13 protein-coding genes are annotated in these 16,364 nt (G+C 60.4%); 10 read left to right on the top strand and 3 right to left on the bottom strand.

Going from position 1 to position 16,364, the window contains the following annotated elements; genetic code table 11:
* Positions 1-120 precede the first annotated feature (120 nt).
* From GA0061102_RS03795 to GA0061102_RS03785, 3 genes are all read right to left on the bottom strand, one after another.
* Positions 121-291, bottom strand: coding sequence for an ATP-binding protein (locus tag GA0061102_RS03795; protein WP_092844161.1), 171 nt, complete (start codon positions 289-291; stop codon positions 121-123).
* Entirely contained in the window at positions 216-590 is a 375-nt protein-coding gene (locus GA0061102_RS33095) for a hypothetical protein (RefSeq protein ID WP_167667868.1), read from the bottom strand. Before GA0061102_RS33095 ends, GA0061102_RS03795 begins: the two co-directional genes overlap by 76 nt.
* Before the next feature lie 321 nt (positions 591-911).
* Positions 912-2,189 carry a peptidoglycan L,D-endopeptidase MepK gene (locus GA0061102_RS03785; protein ID WP_092844264.1) on the bottom strand — a complete coding sequence of 426 codons (1,278 nt, stop codon included), beginning with the start codon at positions 2,187-2,189 and terminating at the stop codon, positions 912-914.
* Between the two features lie 448 nt (positions 2,190-2,637).
* Here GA0061102_RS03785 and GA0061102_RS03780 point away from each other — a divergent pair, with 448 nt between their 5' ends.
* From GA0061102_RS03780 to GA0061102_RS03735, 10 genes are all read left to right on the top strand, one after another.
* Positions 2,638-5,238, top strand: a complete 2,601-nt coding sequence (locus GA0061102_RS03780) for a winged helix-turn-helix domain-containing protein (protein WP_245297911.1) — start codon at positions 2,638-2,640, stop codon at positions 5,236-5,238.
* 93 nt (positions 5,239-5,331) lie between these two features.
* Positions 5,332-7,029, top strand: a complete 1,698-nt coding sequence (locus tag GA0061102_RS03775; protein WP_092844157.1) for a hydantoinase B/oxoprolinase family protein — start codon at positions 5,332-5,334, stop codon at positions 7,027-7,029.
* Positions 7,026-9,089, top strand: a complete 2,064-nt coding sequence (locus GA0061102_RS03770; RefSeq protein ID WP_092844155.1) for a hydantoinase/oxoprolinase family protein — start codon at positions 7,026-7,028, stop codon at positions 9,087-9,089. Before GA0061102_RS03775 ends, GA0061102_RS03770 begins: the two co-directional genes overlap by 4 nt.
* Position 9,090: 1 nt before the next feature.
* On the top strand, positions 9,091-10,188 hold the full coding sequence (locus GA0061102_RS03765; protein ID WP_092844153.1) for an ABC transporter ATP-binding protein: 1,098 nt from the start codon (positions 9,091-9,093) through the stop codon (positions 10,186-10,188).
* A gap of 48 nt (positions 10,189-10,236) precedes the next feature.
* Positions 10,237-11,409 carry an ABC transporter substrate-binding protein gene (locus tag GA0061102_RS03760; RefSeq protein ID WP_092844151.1) on the top strand — a complete coding sequence of 391 codons (1,173 nt, stop codon included), beginning with the start codon at positions 10,237-10,239 and terminating at the stop codon, positions 11,407-11,409.
* A 92-nt stretch (positions 11,410-11,501) separates the two neighbouring features.
* Positions 11,502-12,356, top strand: coding sequence for an ABC transporter permease (locus tag GA0061102_RS03755; protein WP_092844149.1), 855 nt, complete (start codon positions 11,502-11,504; stop codon positions 12,354-12,356).
* A complete protein-coding gene (locus GA0061102_RS03750) occupies positions 12,353-13,153 on the top strand; it encodes an ABC transporter permease (RefSeq protein ID WP_092844147.1) in 801 nt (266 codons plus the stop codon). The genes GA0061102_RS03755 and GA0061102_RS03750 overlap by 4 nt, the downstream gene beginning before the upstream one ends.
* Positions 13,154-13,247: 94 nt before the next feature.
* A complete protein-coding gene (locus tag GA0061102_RS03745) occupies positions 13,248-13,436 on the top strand; it encodes a hypothetical protein (RefSeq protein WP_245297910.1) in 189 nt (62 codons plus the stop codon).
* A 531-nt stretch (positions 13,437-13,967) separates the two neighbouring features.
* Complete coding sequence (locus tag GA0061102_RS03740) at positions 13,968-14,390, top strand: TadE/TadG family type IV pilus assembly protein (RefSeq protein ID WP_092844143.1); 423 nt, start codon at positions 13,968-13,970, stop codon at positions 14,388-14,390.
* Positions 14,390-16,126 (top strand): pilus assembly protein TadG-related protein, encoded by a 1,737-nt coding sequence (locus tag GA0061102_RS03735; protein WP_092844141.1) that lies wholly within the window; start codon positions 14,390-14,392, stop codon positions 16,124-16,126. The genes GA0061102_RS03740 and GA0061102_RS03735 overlap by 1 nt, the downstream gene beginning before the upstream one ends.
* Positions 16,127-16,364 lie beyond the last annotated feature (238 nt).

Here is a 16,364-nt window from a genome sequence, read left to right as displayed (position 1 = left end):
AAGCAGCCCGCAGCTTGGTTCGCGTAGCCGGCATAGGACCCGGATGCGCGAACACTACCCTTTTTCCGTCATGGTTCCAAACTGCTCAAGATAATATTCGATCGCCGTGTTGGCGTCGGCTCATGCCGCTCGGCGATACAAGGGAAGCTGAATGCGCACGCGAGCTCCCTTCCATGGGCCGTTCAGGATCGCAATGCTGCCGCCATGCAGCTGCGCTATCTGGCGCGCGAGATTGAGCCCGAGACCGGCGCCGCGGGAATACGGATGCAGGCGGTAGAAAGGCTCGAACACGTTCTTGTTCCAGGCGTGGTTTGTGGAGTCTGGTCATAAGCCAAAGTTCGCCAATGGCGAGTGCGTATAAGGAATAGGAGCATTTTTGCCCGCTTGATATAGCCTCCCGATGGTGCCGTTTCGGTATTGGCAGCCTCTCTATCCCGCACAACCTTGTTGCTTTGTGAAGGCTGCACAACATTGCCGGAAACCCGGTGCCATTGCTGGATGCGCCGGCCGTGTTTGAGGTCGAGCATGCCGATCGGCGCTGCAAAATGCAGCATCGCCGCATGAGCCGGCCGGCCGACATAATCCTTCATGACGACGAAAACCCACCCCATGAGCGCCAAAGCACCGATGGCAAATAGAACGGGGAGGGAGCGACGAAGGAGCATGGAGCAATCCAGTTTGGAGTGCAGGCTCTAGAGTCGGAAGATTACGTCGGCATTACACATGCCGACTGGCCCCACCCGGGCGAGCGCGGCTGTTGCCTGGACGAGATCAAAGGTGAAGGTGCACCGCCGAAAATCCCCGAGGATGCGCTTTTCCGCGACGAATTGGCGACGCCTGAGCGATTCGAGTGCGGATGAGCAGCAGTCTCGCGAAGTGACCTCGGTGGCGTCGTGGGACGCCGCCATCTTTCAGCCTTCGAAGCCGAACCTTTCGATATCGAAATCGTCGTCGTCCACTCTAACGGCGCGGCTCTGAATATTGGCCGCGTCCTGTTCCACAGGAATAGGAGCGCCGATCATGCCCGGGAGCTTCATGTCGATCGCGATGCCCGGAGTCTGCAAAGCCCAGGCGACAAGCGCTCCAGTGGACATGGCGCCGACGCCGCCGGACACGTCCTGAGCAGCGGAGGCGGGCAGGGCTGCCACGGGCTGCATCTTCTCCATGGCATTGCCGATCGAATTCTTCGAGTTCTCTGCAACGAGCAGGTTGCCAGCATCGTTCCGCCCGACCACCAGGCTTGCAAGGACTGTGCGAGCCGGCCTTTCAGGCGCCGCCATGGGGATCACTGCAATGCTCATCGGTCGCGATGCCGGGAGCGGGACAGCATAGGATGTCAGGTCGGTGAAGGGTTGTACCTTGTCTTCCTCGGCAACTCGCTTGCCGAGCTGAAGCTCCAGCACGTTCGCGGCCCGGCTTTGCGGTATCGGCAACATGGTCGTCAGAAGGCTTGCGCTCGAGTTTGCGACCTGAGACGGCGCCGGTGATCCGGCATCGTCGTCATCATCGTCCGCAACGGCCACGATCCCCTTCGGACGCCTCTTCGACTGCGCAAGCGCCAGCTCATAGCCGGGAAGCGGTCGGCCGTCAGTCGGCATGTGAAGGGTTCGTCCGCTTGGGAACAGCCTTGCAAGCTCCTGACGCGACATTCTGGGCCAGGCGCGGACACGGCCGACGTCCAAATGGACGAAGGGAGATCCGGAGTTGGGATAGAAGCCGACCCCGCCGATCTGCATCTGCATGGCGATCCCTCGCAGAGTCGCGAGTTTTACGCCCGGAATATAGAAATCCATCGCCTTGCCAAGCGTGTGCTGGCTGTGTTTTGCGACGCCGGAGCTGCGCGAGCGATTGCGCAACATGCCGTTGGTGGACGGCGAGCGATAGGCGGAGACGACGTGAATTGGCTCCCTGGCACCACTGCGGCCATAGACTTCCCAGACCAGGTCGAGCAGACTCGGATCGATCCTGGTCGGCTCGTTCTTTCGCCAGTCGCGCAGGAAGCGGTTGATCTGGGCGAGGCCGCGCGCATCATATTGGCCGTTACGCTTGAAGACGATGGTCGCTCTCTCGCCGGTATGCGTAAAAAAGAGCTTGAGCGCCCGGTCCTCGGCCGCTGCGGAGCCGGCAAATGCGCAAACCATCAGCATCGCGATCATAGCCAGCCGGCAAGCGACGAACGAGAAACTCATGGCGAGGGTTGCCGCCGGAATGGAAAGGATCGCTTGATGCACAGATACGACTTTCGCCCTTGCTAATAGACACAGAGATCAGAGGCGCCGCGTCCGCGGCATCGATATACCTCGCATTATGGTCAATAAATTCCTAACGGACCGTTTATGGCCCAAAGCGGGGCAGCCTGGGCGGCTTGCGTGCCGGTTCCGCGCGGCAATCTTGCGCCGGCCTTCCTCTCGTTAAGGATCCGGTGAAGACGTTGCGATCGCCTCTGCGAGCGTGTCTAGGGCATGTCGCCGACAACATGATGAGAGACATAAAAAAATAACGATTTAGGAGCTTTGCAAACGTTTTCTCTTGGGTTGCCAACTGCCTGCCAAGACAGCATCATCCCGCGTCATGAGCGGACAGAATCGATTTGCTCCCCCGTCCAGCGGGCAGCAAACCATTAGACGAAGCGACCTGTTGCGGCAGCTCCGGCGCGCCGGGCTGCGCCGTTTGACGACGATCGTCGCGCCCGCGGGTTATGGCAAAACCTCCCTTGCCGTCCAATGGTATGAGTTGCTGAAGGAAGACGGGGTCAACCTGTGCTGGGTATCGCTCGATGCGGAGCATACGAACCAGGAAACATTTCTGCTTGCGCTTATCGATGCGCTGCAGACGCTTCTGGATGAGGATGGCGGCGATGCCGGCAACCTGCCGGCTGGCGCGCTTCTCTCCGTGCTCGCAACACGACTGCGCAAGATTCCAGGCCCCTTCGCCTTCTTCCTTGACGACTATCATTTCGCTCAGACGGATGCGATCGAAGCGCTGATGGCGAAGATCCTTGCAGATCCTACCCTCGAGCATGTCAAACTGGTGCTCGTGAGCCGTAGCCCGCCGCGATTTCCGTTGTCGGCATTGCGCCTTCGCGGCGAGTTCAAGCAGTTTGGCGTCGCCGAGCTCGGCTTTTCCGATGCCGAAGCCTGCGAATTGTTCACCGGCAAGGGAACGCATCTGACCGAGGAGCAGGTAGGCGCTTTCAACCGCCGGACCGAGGGCTGGGCCGTCGCGTTGCAGATGGTGAGCCTGCTTGTATCGGAATCGGAGGAAAGCGACGCCATTCTGGCCTCCTTCGATGGCGGCGGCGCGGACATGGGCGCCTATCTTTCAGAGCAGGTGTTTGAACATCTGCCCGAGGAGATTCGTCAGTTTTTGACCGAGACCGCTGCACTGCCTGCGTTCAACCACTCGCTTATCGAGGCTGTTCTCGAAGACAGCGGGAATGCAGGCCTGATCGAGCGCCTCAACGATTATGCTCTTCCAGTCACGCTGCTTGCCGGACCCGGCAACTGGATGCGCTATCATCCGGTCTTCAACGAGTTCCTCAAGCAGACCGCCAGCCGGCGCGGCGTCGACGCCAAACGCGCCCTGAACCGGGCAGCGCGATGGTTCGAGGCTCGGGGTGATATCGACCGGGCAGTTCAGCATGCGCTTTCGGCGGGTGACGCCGATCTGGCAGCGCGCATCGTCGAAACAGCCGGAGGCTGGCGGCGCGTCTATGCTACCACGCGCGGCGGTACGACGCTCTTCCAGGCATTGAGCGGGCGTGCCTCGGAAATCGACCTCAGCCGCTTTCCGCTGGCTACCCTAGGGCTTTCGATCTTCAATGCCAAAGCCGCGCAGCTTGCCGCCGCCAATCATTATCTGGTCATAGCAGAGCGCGCTGCCGCCGGTGACGAAATCCTGGCAAAAGACTTGCGTGTGGTGCGCATCCTTCTGGCCCTCTACACCGATCATTGGGCAAGTGCGGCCGATCTTTCCGCATTGGAGAACGATCTGCAGCAGCCCGACGGTATGGAACTCATCCACCGGGCGCTGGCGCTCAACATGCTCTCCTATAATTTCCTGATCCGCAGCGAGCTTGATCGGGCATTGCATTATGGCCATCTCGCCTTGCGTGCCTTTCGCGATGGCGGCGCCGATTTCGGCGCGATGCACCTCTACACTCATATCGGTCAGGCTTTCTTTTTTTCCGGCGATTGCGCAAGCGCGCTGACGGCCTATGACGAGCTGATCAGCGAGGCTCAGGCCAATATCGCCCCGGGTAGCGATCTGGATGCCGTCGGTCAGGTGTTGAAGGCGGAAATTCTCTCGATGCGTGGTGAGACGGAGGCGGCGGCCGGGATGCTCGGCTGGGCGCTGCCGCATCTTGAGCGCCACGATACCTGGTTTGATCTTCTCGCCGCCGGCTTCATGGCCGAGCAGCGGATTTTGCGGATGGGAGAGGATCCCGTCGCCGCTCACATAGCGATGGACCGCATCCGCGCGGTGGCCCGGCGGCGCGGTTTCGATCGGCTTACCCGGCTGATCGATCGAGAACGGGCCATGCTTCTGATGGCGTCGGGAGATCTCGATCAGGCGATCCGCCATGCCGAGGCCAGCGGTTTCGGCACGCAGGCGATCGGATCCGACCGCGCCAATATGCTGTCCATTCATCTGCGCGGTGCGACGCCGGCTATTTTCTGGACCCGTGCCTATCTGGCGCTCGGCGAAATTCCAAAGGCGCGCGAGGTTTTTGATCAGCTGACCACGCGTCAGGCACAACTCCCGCATATCCCGCGCAGGATTGAGCTTGCTCTCATCGAAATGCGGATCTTGATCGCCGAGGGCCGCGATGATCAGGCTGCGGCCCGCCTTTCCGATCTCGCTGTTTCGATGCCGCTCAGCGACTATCGCGCCCTGTTTCATCTCGATCACGCAGCAGGGCTCGACGAACTTCGCACACTCGCCAACCATCCGGCCATCGCCAGCGTTACCCGCAAACGCCTCCAACCCCTGCTTGGCAGCGCCGGCTCGGCGCAACAGCCTGCCGGCAGCGATGACCTGTCTCTTTTTACCGGACGCGAGCGCATGGTCATGGAATTGCTGAGCGCCGGGCTTTCCAACAAGGAAATCGGTCGAACGCTCTCGCTTTCAGACAACACCATCAAGTTCCATCTGCGAAACATCTTTACCAAGCTCAATGTTTCGACACGGACGGCGGCGGTGACGGCAGCCCGGCAAAAGGGCATGCTCAATCGCTAACCTACCCGAACGGGTAGGGTCTGTTTATTCACCCACCCATTGTGAAGGCTATCGGGGCCTGAAAAAACGCCTAGTCTGCTTTGGTGCGAACAGATGACGAGGGGCAGATTCGTGATCATCGTCGATCCGGTGACTCAGGAGATAATAGAGGGCAAGCTCGCCGCCACCGTCGACGAGATGGGCGTGGTCATGGCCCGGACCTCGATGAGCCCCGTGATCTATGAGGTGCTGGATTTCGCCTGCGGTCTCCTGACGCGTGAGGGAGAGCTGGTGGCGCAGATGAACGGCATCACCTTGTTCACCGGCACCTTCGGCACGCAGGTCAAATCGCTGATCGCGCTCTATGGTGACGACCTCGAAGACGGCGACATCCTTCTGACGAACGATCCCTATTCCGGCGGCACGCATGCCTGCGACTTCGCCATCGTCAAGCCGATCTTCTTCGATGGCCGGATTCTGGCCTATGCCATCAATGTCGCGCACTATCTCGATGTCGGCGGCTCGGTTCCCGGCTCGCTCGCGCCCGATGCCACCTCGGTTTTTCAGGAGGGATTGCGGCTGCCAGGGATCAAGGTGGTGCGCAACGACCGCTTCTCGGGCGAAGTCCTGCGCATTATCCGCGAGAATGTTCGTCTGCCTGACATCGCCATCGGCGATCTCACGGCCCAGGTGGCAACGGTTCGGGTTGCGGCTCGACGAATGGCCGAGCTCTCGCGGAAATATAGCGTGGACACCGTCGAGGCCGCCTTCGATCACCTGCTTGCGACCAGCGAGAGGCAGGCGCGTGCTGCCATCGCCGCCTTGCCGGACGGGATCTATGAAGCGCAAGACATCATCGACGGCGACGGCGTGACCACCGACCCGATCGAGGTGAGAGTGGCCATTACGATCGCGGGGGATCGGCTGACTGCCGACTTCACCGGCTGCCCGCCAGCGGTTGCGGGGCCGATCAATTGTGCAGCGGGTGCGCTGCAATCGGCTGTGCGCACCATATTCAAGGCATTGGTGGCGCCGCAGGCGCCTTCCAACGAAGGCTGGTTTCGGCCGCTCATCGTCATCGCGCCGCAAGGGTCCGTCTTTACCGCCGAAAAGCCGTCTCCGACGGGTTGGTACTATGAGGGCTCCGTCCACGCCTCCGAGCTTGTCTGGAAAGCGCTTGCGAAGCTGATGCCGGAGCGGTTCTCCGCAGGCTCTTACACGAGCCTCTGCGTCGTTTATATCTCGGGCAAGGATGCTGCCGGCCAGCCCTTCATCCACATCGAGCCGCAACATGGCGGCTGGGGCGCAAGCAAGGACGCCGATGGCGCGAATGCCTTGATCGCACTGACCGATGGTGACACCTACAATTATTCCGTCGAGGTCATCGAGGCGCGGTTCCCTCTGATGGTACGCCGTTATGCGCTCAACATCGAGGGCGGATCGGGCGCGGGTCGCCGTCGCGGCGGTTTCGGCGTCATCCGCGATTATGAGCTTCTCGAGGACGGGTCATCGGCCTATTGCAGCTTCGGGCGGACCGAAACAGCTCCCTGGGGGATCGAGGGAGGCACTTCCGGCTCTGCCAACCTGCTGCAGGTGGAAGATCCTGCCGGTGAGGTCAGGAATTTTGGCCGGGAGCCGCATATTGCGCTTAAGCGCGGCGATCTCGTGCGCATCATAACTGGCGGCGGCGGCGGCTGGGGCGAGGCGCGCTCCCGCGAGGCCGAGCATGTCCGCCGCGATATCGAAGATGGTTACGTGTCGAAGGAGGCGGCGCGGGAGCTGTATGGATTTGACGAGAGGATGACGGGATGATCAGGCTGGCGACGGATGTGGGCGGCACTTTCACCGACCTCGTCGGCTACGACGAGCGGACCGGCGAGATTTTCACCGCCAAAAGCCTGACGACCGTTCAAGACCAGTCCGAAGGCGTGCTTTCCGCTATCGACCTTGCCGAACGGAAGGATGGGCTTTCCACGCGCGACGTCATCTTCTTCGCGCATGGCGGAACGACCGTGATCAACGCGATTACCGAGCGCAAGGGTGTCAAGACGGCGCTCGTCACAACGGCCGGCTTTCGCGACGTGCTGGAAATCGGCCGCGGCAATCGTCCCGATCTCTATAATCTCCAATTCAGAAGCCCGGAGCCCTTCGTGCCGCGCAGCCTTCGCTTCGAGGTGCGCGAGCGCATGGATGCCAAGGGGCGGGTTCTGACGCCGATCGAACTTAGCGACATCGAGCCGATCATCCGCGAATGCCGGGCGCGCAACGTCGAGGCCGTGGCCGTCATCTTTCTCCACAGCTACGTCAATCCCCATCATGAGATTACCTGCGCCAGGGCGCTTGCCGAGGCTCTTCCCGATGTAACGATCTGCGCCAGCCACGAGGTCTCCCGCCAGTGGCGCGAATATGAGCGCTCCAATACCGCCGTGCTCAACGCTTACGTGCAGCCGATCATCAAGCGCTACTTCGCGCGGCTCGAACGCGCTTTGACGGAGCGCGATCTCACTTGCCCCTATTACGCGATGCAATCCAACGGCGGCATTTCGACTTTCGATCAGGCGCAGATGAGTCCGCTGACATTGGTCGAATCCGGCCCGGCCGGCGGCGTTGCGGGTGCTGCGCGCATCGGCGCCGTGCTCGGTCAGTCGGAAGTGCTTTCGCTCGATGTCGGCGGCACGACGGCAAAATGCTCTCTGATCCATGACAGCCGTCCGACGCTGGACAGCGAGTACAAGCTCGAGCATACCCGTATCGTCCCAGGCTATCCCGTCCAGGTGCCAGTGGTCGACATCGTCGAAATTGGTGCGGGCGGCGGTTCCATTGCCCACATCGATGAGCGCGGCGCGCTTCGGGTGGGGCCGGAAAGTGCTGGCTCGACGCCTGGGCCGGCCTGCTACGGACGCGGCGGCGACAAGCCGACGCTCTCAGACGCCTTGCTGACGCTCGGTATTTTCGATCCCGCAAGCTTTGCCGGCGGCCAGATGCAGCTCGACAAGGACAAGGCGGCAGCGGCCATTACGACGGTTGCCAAGCCGCTCGGGCTATCGGTCGAGGATGCGGCGCTCGCCATCGTCGAGATCGCCCATGCCTCGATGATCAATGCGCTGAAGCTCGTGACCGTGCAGCGCGGACACGATCCGCGCGATGCCGCCTTCGTCATTTCCGGCGGTGCGGGGCCGGCGCTGGCCGCTCGCCTCGGACGCGATCTCGGCGTGAAGATGACGGTCGTACCGCCGCATCCCGGCATCTTTTCGGCCTGGGGGATGCTGGCGGCCGAACCCCGCGCCGATTTTCGCGGCACCTGGTTCTCGCCTCTCGAATCGGAGGCCATCAGCAATCTCAAGCGTCGTTTCGACGAATTGAAGCGGGAGGCAGTTACCTATTTCGCCAAGGGAGATGCGGCCGAAATACGCTATGTCTGCCGCGTCGAAGCGCGTTATCGCGGACAGGAGCACGGCGTCTTCGCCCTCTTTGACATGGAGGACAACGCCGAAAGCTTTGCAGAACGCTTCCACGCTGCCCATGAACGTGCCTATACGTTCTGTCTGCCCAATTCGCCGGTCGAGATCACGATGATCCACTTGGAGGCCGTGCTTCACGGCCCAGTCATCGCCATCCCGAAACTCGATGATGCCGGCCGATCGCTGGACACGGCTTTTAAAGGGCATCGAGAAGTCTATTTCGGGGGGACGACCGGTTGGGTGTCCTGCCCCGTCTACGAGCGCACGCGGCTGCCGTCTTCGGAGAAGATCGCCGGCCCTGTTATCATCGAGGAGGCGACCGCAACATTGCTGGTGATTGCCGGGCAGGTACTTGAAGTGAGCGAGGAGGGCTTGCTGCTCATCCGCGAACGCGACGGGAGAAGCGTCTGATATGGCGATCGCGATCAGTCTCGACCATATCGTCAGAAGTTACGAGGCGATGCGCGCCGTCGACGACGTGACGCTCGACATCCGGGCGGGGGAGTTCTTCACGCTGCTCGGCTCGTCCGGTTGCGGCAAGAGCTCGCTCTTGAAGCTGATCGGCGGTTTCGACAAGCCCACTTCGGGCCGTGTGCTTTTCGACGGAAAGGATATGGCTGGTATTCCGGCCAATCGCCGACCGGTCAATACCGTCTTCCAGTCGCTCGGGCTCTTCCCACATATGAATGTCGCGCAGAATGTCGGTTATGGACTGAAGCTGCGCGGGCTCTCGGGAACTGCTCTGAAGGCCAAGGTTGAGGATGCTCTTGAGCTCGTCGAGCTTTCCGGGTTTGCGGATCGCGACGTCAATCTTCTTTCAGGCGGCCAGCGCCAGCGCGTCGCGCTTGCCCGTGCGCTTGTGATGGAGCCGGGCATCCTTCTGCTTGACGAACCTCTGACCGGACTCGACGAGCGGCTGCGCCAGCAGATGCGCGACGAATTTGGACGGCTCCACAAGCGCACCGGCGCAACCTTTATTCTCGTCACCCACAATCAGGACGAAGCCCTCAGCCTTTCCGACCGGATGGCGGTGATGCACAAGGGGCGGATCGAGCAGACCGATGCGCCGGCGCGCTTCTTCGAGGCACCGGCCAATGCCTTCGTGGCGCGCTTTGTCGGCATCGATACGCTTTTGAAGCCTGAAAACATTTCGCTTTCCGGTGGCAAGGCTGTCGCTACGATTGCCGGCCAGCGGGTGAACGTGACCTTTTTCGGGGTAGCACCGCCGTCCGACGCTCTTGTCGCAATCCGACCTGACCGAATTGACTTTGTCCCGACTGCCGAAGAGGCAGCCGAAACAATTGAACTTAAGGTTGTCGAAAGCATCTATCGCGGATTGAGTCATGACGTTACGCTCGCTTTTGCCGACAGCCAGCGTGTGGTGTTAACGACTAGCGCGGATGCAACTCCGCCCTTGCCGGGCGAGAGCGTGCGTGTGCGTCTGAAGCCGGGTGCTGCGCTCCTGATCGATCGTTCCGGAATACCGGCCTTGGCTGGAGGCGACGAGTAGAACCCGAATAGCCGACATAAGCGAAAAATAAGGGAAGGGAATGACACGATGAACAAACGCAATGATCTCGTCTCCTCCGCTTTGAGGAGCAACATGCAGCGCCGTGACATGCTCAAGCTGATGGGTGCGGGTGCGGCCGCGCTGTCTTTTGGCGGATCGGCTGCTACGCCCGCCATGGCCGCTGACGCAACGGTTGCATTCTGGGCCACGGCTACGCTCGACATCGGTGACAAATGGCAGGAATTTGCCCGTCAGAGCGGCGTTTCGCCCGAATTTACCGATAACGGCAACGACGTCGGCCCGGTGGTTGCGCGCCTTGCCGCCGGCAATGCCAACGATCTTTTCGATGTCGGCGGCTTTCAGGGCGGCGCCGAACGGGAGCTTGCCAAGCAGGGGCTGATCGCTCCTTGGGATGTTTCCAAGATCCCGAATTTCGCCGGCATCTGGCAATGGGCCAAGGATATCCCGACCTTGACCTACGAGGGGAAGCAGTACGGCATTCCGACTGTGGTCAACGCCGACTCCATCATCTATCGCCCCGACAAGCTCGGCAAGGTCGACAGTTATGGCGTGATCTTCGATCCCAAGCTCAAAGGCCGGGTGGCGATGGAAGACGCCTGGATCAATAGCGCCATCTTTACGGCCATCTACCTCAAGGGAGCGGAAAACAAGCCGATCAAGGATCCCGGCAACCTTTCCGAATCGGAGCTCGGCCTCGTCATGGAGTTCCTGATCAAGCACAAGAAGGACGGCCAGTTCCGCACCTTCTGGAACGGCTGGGAACAGGGCGTTCAGCTCGTGGCCAATGAGGAAGTCGATGCCATGACCGGCTGGGAGCCGATCGTCTACGAAGGCCGCAAGCGCGGGCTTCAGGTGGAATATGCCGCTCCCGTCGAAGGCTATGAGGGATGGGGCAACAACACGGTGTTGCTCAAGGGTGCGGCAGATCGCGGCAAGGCCGATGTCGCCCACAAGTTCGTCGATGGCCTGCTTGCCGGCCTCTATGGTTGCGAATTGGGCAAGGCGCGCGGCTATCTCGTGCCGACCGACAACAATCTCGCCTATGCCAAGGCTCACCCGGACGAATACAAGGCCGACGATGTCGCCAAGCTCGCCGACCATGTGAAGGCCAAGTTCTCCGGAAAGGTCTACTGGCAGAATTGCCGCCCGGACAATTTCCAACTCTACGAGGAGTGGTGGCAGAAGCTGCGCAACGCCTGATGTAACGCGATGGACCGGGGCTGGCGCATCTGTCCAGGGACAGGCCGGCCCCGAGCCGATGGGATCAACGCCGATTGAAGCGGAACCAGACCATGAAGACATCAGTTCCATTGCTGGCTGCTCCGCTCGCGGCGATCCTCGTGTTCGGCCTTGCGCCGTTGGTTCTCGTCGTGGTGTGGAGTTTCTGCGCCTGGGATCCGGCGACCTATTGGATCAAGCCCGAATTCAGTCTCGCCGCCTACGGCGCCATTCTGGAGGCCGGGCGCTGGAGCGTGTTCCTGTCCACGCTCGGCAAGGCGTTTCTGACGGCTGCCATTTGCCTCGTGATCGCCTATCCCACGGCTTACGCGATGCATTTTCTCGCCGGCCGCACGTCGTCGGTCGTGCTCGCGGCTCTCTTGACCATCCCGTTCTTTACCTCCTATCTCATCCGCTCCTTCTCCTGGCGGTTGCTGCTTGGCCGCACAGGCGTCATCAACACGCTTCTCCAGCAAGCCGGGATCACCGACGCCCCGCTCGATTGGTTGCTGTTCAGCGATTTCGCCGTGATCGTCGGGCTCGTCGCCTCGTATCTGCCGTTCGCAACCTTCCCCGTTCTGCTCTCGATGCGCCGCGTCGATCCGATCGTGCTGGCGGCTTCGCGCGATCTTGGCGCCGGCTTCTGGACGATGGCGCGCACCGTCTTGCTGCCGCTGACCTATTCGGGCGTTTTCGCGGGATTCCTGTTCGTTTTCGTCATGGTTGCCGGCTCCTCGACGGAGGTGCAGATGCTCGGCGGCGCCGGCGCATCGATCGTTTCCGTGATGATCAACGACGTCATGCGGGTCGCCAACTTCCCGCTCGCCTTTGCGATTTCGACGCTCATGCTCGTTATCGTCTTCGGTTTGGTGCTGATCGGAGATGCCATATTCGGCCTCTCCTCCCTGTTCGAGGATCGCAGCCAATGATCGTCCGGGAAGGAACGAGCCCACGCATCATCATCTGGACGCTGACCGTCGTCGGCCTTGCGATGATCTATGCGCCGCCGCTCTATCTCCTCGGCGTTTCGTTCAATCCGTCCTTGCAGCCCGGATTGCCGCACTTCGCTGATCTGACCTTGAAATGGTATATCGCTTTGGGAGGAGAAAGCGCGCTCATTGCCGCGCTCGTCCAATCGCTCATCATTGCGTTTGCGACGGCTGTGATCGCGACGGTGTTGTCGCTCGGGGCTGCTCTCGCATACCGCGAACTTCACCGCAGCCGAAGCCTATGGTTTCTGACCATGCTTTTGCCGATGTTCGTGCCGGGTGTCATCCAGGGGCTGGCGCTCTCGACGGTTATTAGCCGGGTTGGCGTCAAGGCCTCGGCCTTGACCGTCATTGCCGGCCATCTGCTATGGGCGATGCCCTTCGCCTTCATCGTGATTTTGACGAGCTTTGCTGCTGTCAAAAGGACCTATCTGATGGCGGCGGACGATCTCGGCGCCAGCCGTTTCAGACAGTTCTGCGATATTACCCTGCCACTCATCCGGCCGGGCCTCATCAGCGCTTTCATCTTTTCGTTCCTGCTGTCGCTCAACGAGTTTACGCGCGCCTTCTATCTGGCAGGCCGGCAGAACACGTTGCCGGTGGTGTTGTTCGGCAAGATGAATGCCGGCGCCTCGCCGACGATTTATGCGATGTCGGGCGCAATCTTTCTTGTTTCCAGCGTTTGCGTGGTGGCCGTGGCCCTGCGCGCGCTGCTCATGCAACGCCGAGCGGGGTGATCGATATGCGAATAAGACTGCAAAGCTGCAAGTTCCGTCGGCCCCCAATCCTCCATGAACGGGAGTATAAAGGATGAAGCGAGAGTCCAGATTGATGGCGCTGATCCGTGCGGGAAAACGGCAGGAAGCGTTTGATATGGTCGAACGCCTGAAGGCGGCGGCGCAATTGCTGCCCACTGCGATCAAGGTGGATCGGACAGGCGCCGTCAGCTACTACAAGGGCAATCGCCGCTTTGTGAAGAATACGCAAGGCGGCTGGGATCTGGTGCCGAAGAAGAAATAGATCGTTCTCATGCCGGCATCCGGGTGCTCACCCGATATGCCATCGGCCTGTGATGCGTCGCGCGAGCTGTATCGTCGAGGCCGCACGGTATCCTGACCATCCCTGTCAGGGCCAATTACAACCGGAACGTCCAAATCGCCAATCGAGTGGCGGCGCTCTTCTTTCTTACTCTGCCTCATAGCCTTGCGCGGGTGCATATCGCCCCTTGCCTTCAAGACATCCGTGGAGGGTCGCCCCCTATTATTTCGATGCGGCCAAGCGCCGGTGGAGCAACCTATGAGCGGAGAAAGTTCCCCAGCTGCGGGGCCTTTGATCTCAGCGACTTATTGGCCGGTATAAAAGATCGGATTCTCTCGGAAAATGCGGCCAAGTCATTGCGACGACACCATTTTTATCAATCAAACCAACGTCCTTTAGATGTAAAAACATTAGAAAATAGTATATTTAGAAATATAAAATTAACATCCGCAATCTAAGGTTTCCTCGATCGTCATCATCACGGATGAGCAGTCGATTGGAGGAGACAGGATCATGGCTCGTGTTTCTGATTTCAATAGGGCAGAAGGGGGCGCGGCCGCAGTCGAGTTTGCCCTCATCGCGCCGCTCTTTGTCCTTCTGCTCCTAACGCTCGTTGCCTTTGCCATCTATCTCACTGCCGCCCATTCCCTGCAGCAGCTTACGGCCGACGCTGCACGCACCGCGATCGCAGGTATTTCTTCGAGTGAGCGGACGCAACTCGTTCAGGATTACGTCAATCGCTCGACGATCAACGACGCATTCCTGACGAAGGACAAGCTGACCGTCACGGTCGCGACCGACCCGACCAATGCGAACCAGTTTACCGTCAGCGCCAGCTACGATGCCTCCGCCCTCCCGATCTGGAATCTCTACACCTTCGCCATGCCCGATCAGACCATCCGCCGCTATTCCACGATCAGGATCGGGGGAATGTAATGAAAGAATTTCTCAGGCGGCTCGCCTTTTGCCGCGACCGGAGGGGAAATGTTGCCATCACAACGGCGCTTGTCTCGCCCCTGATCCTTTATTGCCTTGGTCTCGGTATCGACTACGGCATGATGACGCTGCAGCAGCAGCGCCTGCAGCAGCTCAGCGACATCGGCGCAATCACGGCCGCTTCCGATATTACGAACGCCAATACCGCGCTTCTTAACAATCTCCAGTCCAACGGAACGACTGCAGCTCTTGCTTCGGGCACCAGCTATCTGACGTCCAACGGGACCATTTCGACGGCTTCGGCCAATTCAGGTCAATATGAAACGCTCGCCAACATGGTTCTCGGAACCTACACGGCTGACGCATCGATCGCGCCCCAGAGCCGCTTTTCTTCATCAGGAAGCGCCCCCTATGATTCCGTCAGAGTGACGCTCACGCAACAGGCCGTGATGCCCTTCGCTTCCGCCTTTGCCACAGCGCCGACGCTAAGCGCCACAGGCACCGCCTCCAGCGAGCGTTTGGCAGCGTTTTCCATTGGATCACGGCTCGCCAGTCTCAATGGCGGCATTCTGAACCAGCTCCTGGGTTCTCTTCTAGGAACGCAGATATCTCTGAATCTCGTCGATTATCAGTCGCTCATCTCTGCGAACGTAAACCTCCTGAGCTACCTCAATCTTCTGGCGACCGATCTCAATCTCACGGCGGGCAGCTACAACGATCTCCTGGCGACCGATGTCCCCTACGACAAGCTTCTAGGTGCGCTCGGCAAGTCAACCAACTTGTCGCCCGCGGTCATTCGCATTATCAACAGCTTGGGCAAATCGCTCGGCACGACGAAGCTCACCGTCAAGCTCCAGGATATCTTGAACCTCGGCCCCGAGGGCAAAAATATCATCGGCACAGGACCGAACCTGACCTCCAATATCAGCCTGATGAGCTTCCTCTCCCTGACCGCAATGGCGGCCAATCAGCAAAAGCAGATTGCTGTCGATCTCGGGGTTGCACTGCCCAGTCTTGCCACGGCCAAATTGACGCTGGCGATCGGCGAGATGGCACAGCAGACACCGTCCGCTGCGGTCGGCGCGCCGGGCACCACCATCCGTACGCCGCAGGTGCGTGCCGCCATCGAAGTTTCGGTGACGGGATTGTCTGCGATCGCGGGGCTGAAGCTCCGGGTGCCGCTCTATGTTGAGGTTGCTCCCGCCGAGGCCAGGCTGGCTTCGATCACCTGTGTGGGTGGAAATATGCCCAATGCGGTCGTCGGCGTTGATGCCGTGCCTGGCGTCGCCGAGATAGCGCTGGGAGACGTGGATACCTCCGCCTTCGTCAATTTCGGCACTAAACCGCGGGTCACGCAGGCAGCCATCATCGATTCCCTGCTGCTGAGGGTCCTTGCAAGCGCCCAGATCGACATCGCCAACATGAGCCCCACGCGGCTGACCTATCAGCCCTCGGAAATCTCGGCCGGTACGATCAAAACGGTCTCGACCAGGGATATCACGACATCCCTGGTCCAGTCCCTCTTGAAGAACGCCAACATCAGCATCCAGCTGCTCATCCTGACGATCGGGACGCCGAGCGGGGTACTGTCGGGAGTTGCTGACACGCTTTCCGCCGTCACTGCGCCCCTCGACCAGCTCCTCTACAACCTGCTGGGGCTCCTCGGCATCGGCATCGGGCAGGCCGATATACAAGTCACCGATGCCCGCTGCATGCAGCCGGTCCTCGTACAGTAATCGCGGAATTCAGGGATATACCCAGTCATGGCCGTGAGTCTGCGCTGCTGCCGGAGCCAAGTTCGGATGCACTCTGAGGCAGCACCTCCGGGCAGGCCATGATCGGTTGATTCTTAACCGAAAACCTTGCTCTTCGGATTTTGCGCCTCCATGTGAGCCGGCCAGGTGCATTCTTCCATTGTCGGCAGATGCGGCCTTTTAGACAGCCTTAAGACAGCCAGCGGTATAGCGAACAGGC

The organism is Martinezella miluonensis, from assembly GCF_900094545.1.
In the GTDB taxonomy this organism is placed as follows: domain Bacteria; phylum Pseudomonadota; class Alphaproteobacteria; order Rhizobiales; family Rhizobiaceae; genus Rhizobium; species Rhizobium miluonense.
The sequence above is the reverse complement of the archived record's forward strand: the minus strand, read 5'-3'. Positions and strand labels throughout refer to the sequence as shown.

What these genes read in the sequence shown, in the direction of transcription:
- GA0061102_RS33095 (WP_167667868.1), bottom strand. Translation starts at nt 590, where the DNA reads ATGAAGGATTATGTCGGCCGGCCGGCTCATGCGGCGATGCTGCATTTT.
- GA0061102_RS03785 (WP_092844264.1), bottom strand. Translation starts at nt 2,189, where the DNA reads ATGAGTTTCTCGTTCGTCGCTTGCCGGCTGGCTATGATCGCGATGCTG.
- GA0061102_RS03775 (WP_092844157.1), top strand. Translation starts at nt 5,332, where the DNA reads ATGACGAGGGGCAGATTCGTGATCATCGTCGATCCGGTGACTCAGGAG.
- GA0061102_RS03770 (WP_092844155.1), top strand. Translation starts at nt 7,026, where the DNA reads ATGATCAGGCTGGCGACGGATGTGGGCGGCACTTTCACCGACCTCGTC.
- GA0061102_RS03765 (WP_092844153.1), top strand. Translation starts at nt 9,091, where the DNA reads ATGGCGATCGCGATCAGTCTCGACCATATCGTCAGAAGTTACGAGGCG.
- GA0061102_RS03760 (WP_092844151.1), top strand. Translation starts at nt 10,237, where the DNA reads ATGAACAAACGCAATGATCTCGTCTCCTCCGCTTTGAGGAGCAACATG.
- GA0061102_RS03755 (WP_092844149.1), top strand. Translation starts at nt 11,502, where the DNA reads ATGAAGACATCAGTTCCATTGCTGGCTGCTCCGCTCGCGGCGATCCTC.
- GA0061102_RS03750 (WP_092844147.1), top strand. Translation starts at nt 12,353, where the DNA reads ATGATCGTCCGGGAAGGAACGAGCCCACGCATCATCATCTGGACGCTG.
- GA0061102_RS03745 (WP_245297910.1), top strand. Translation starts at nt 13,248, where the DNA reads ATGGCGCTGATCCGTGCGGGAAAACGGCAGGAAGCGTTTGATATGGTC.
- GA0061102_RS03740 (WP_092844143.1), top strand. Translation starts at nt 13,968, where the DNA reads ATGGCTCGTGTTTCTGATTTCAATAGGGCAGAAGGGGGCGCGGCCGCA.
- GA0061102_RS03735 (WP_092844141.1), top strand. Translation starts at nt 14,390, where the DNA reads ATGAAAGAATTTCTCAGGCGGCTCGCCTTTTGCCGCGACCGGAGGGGA.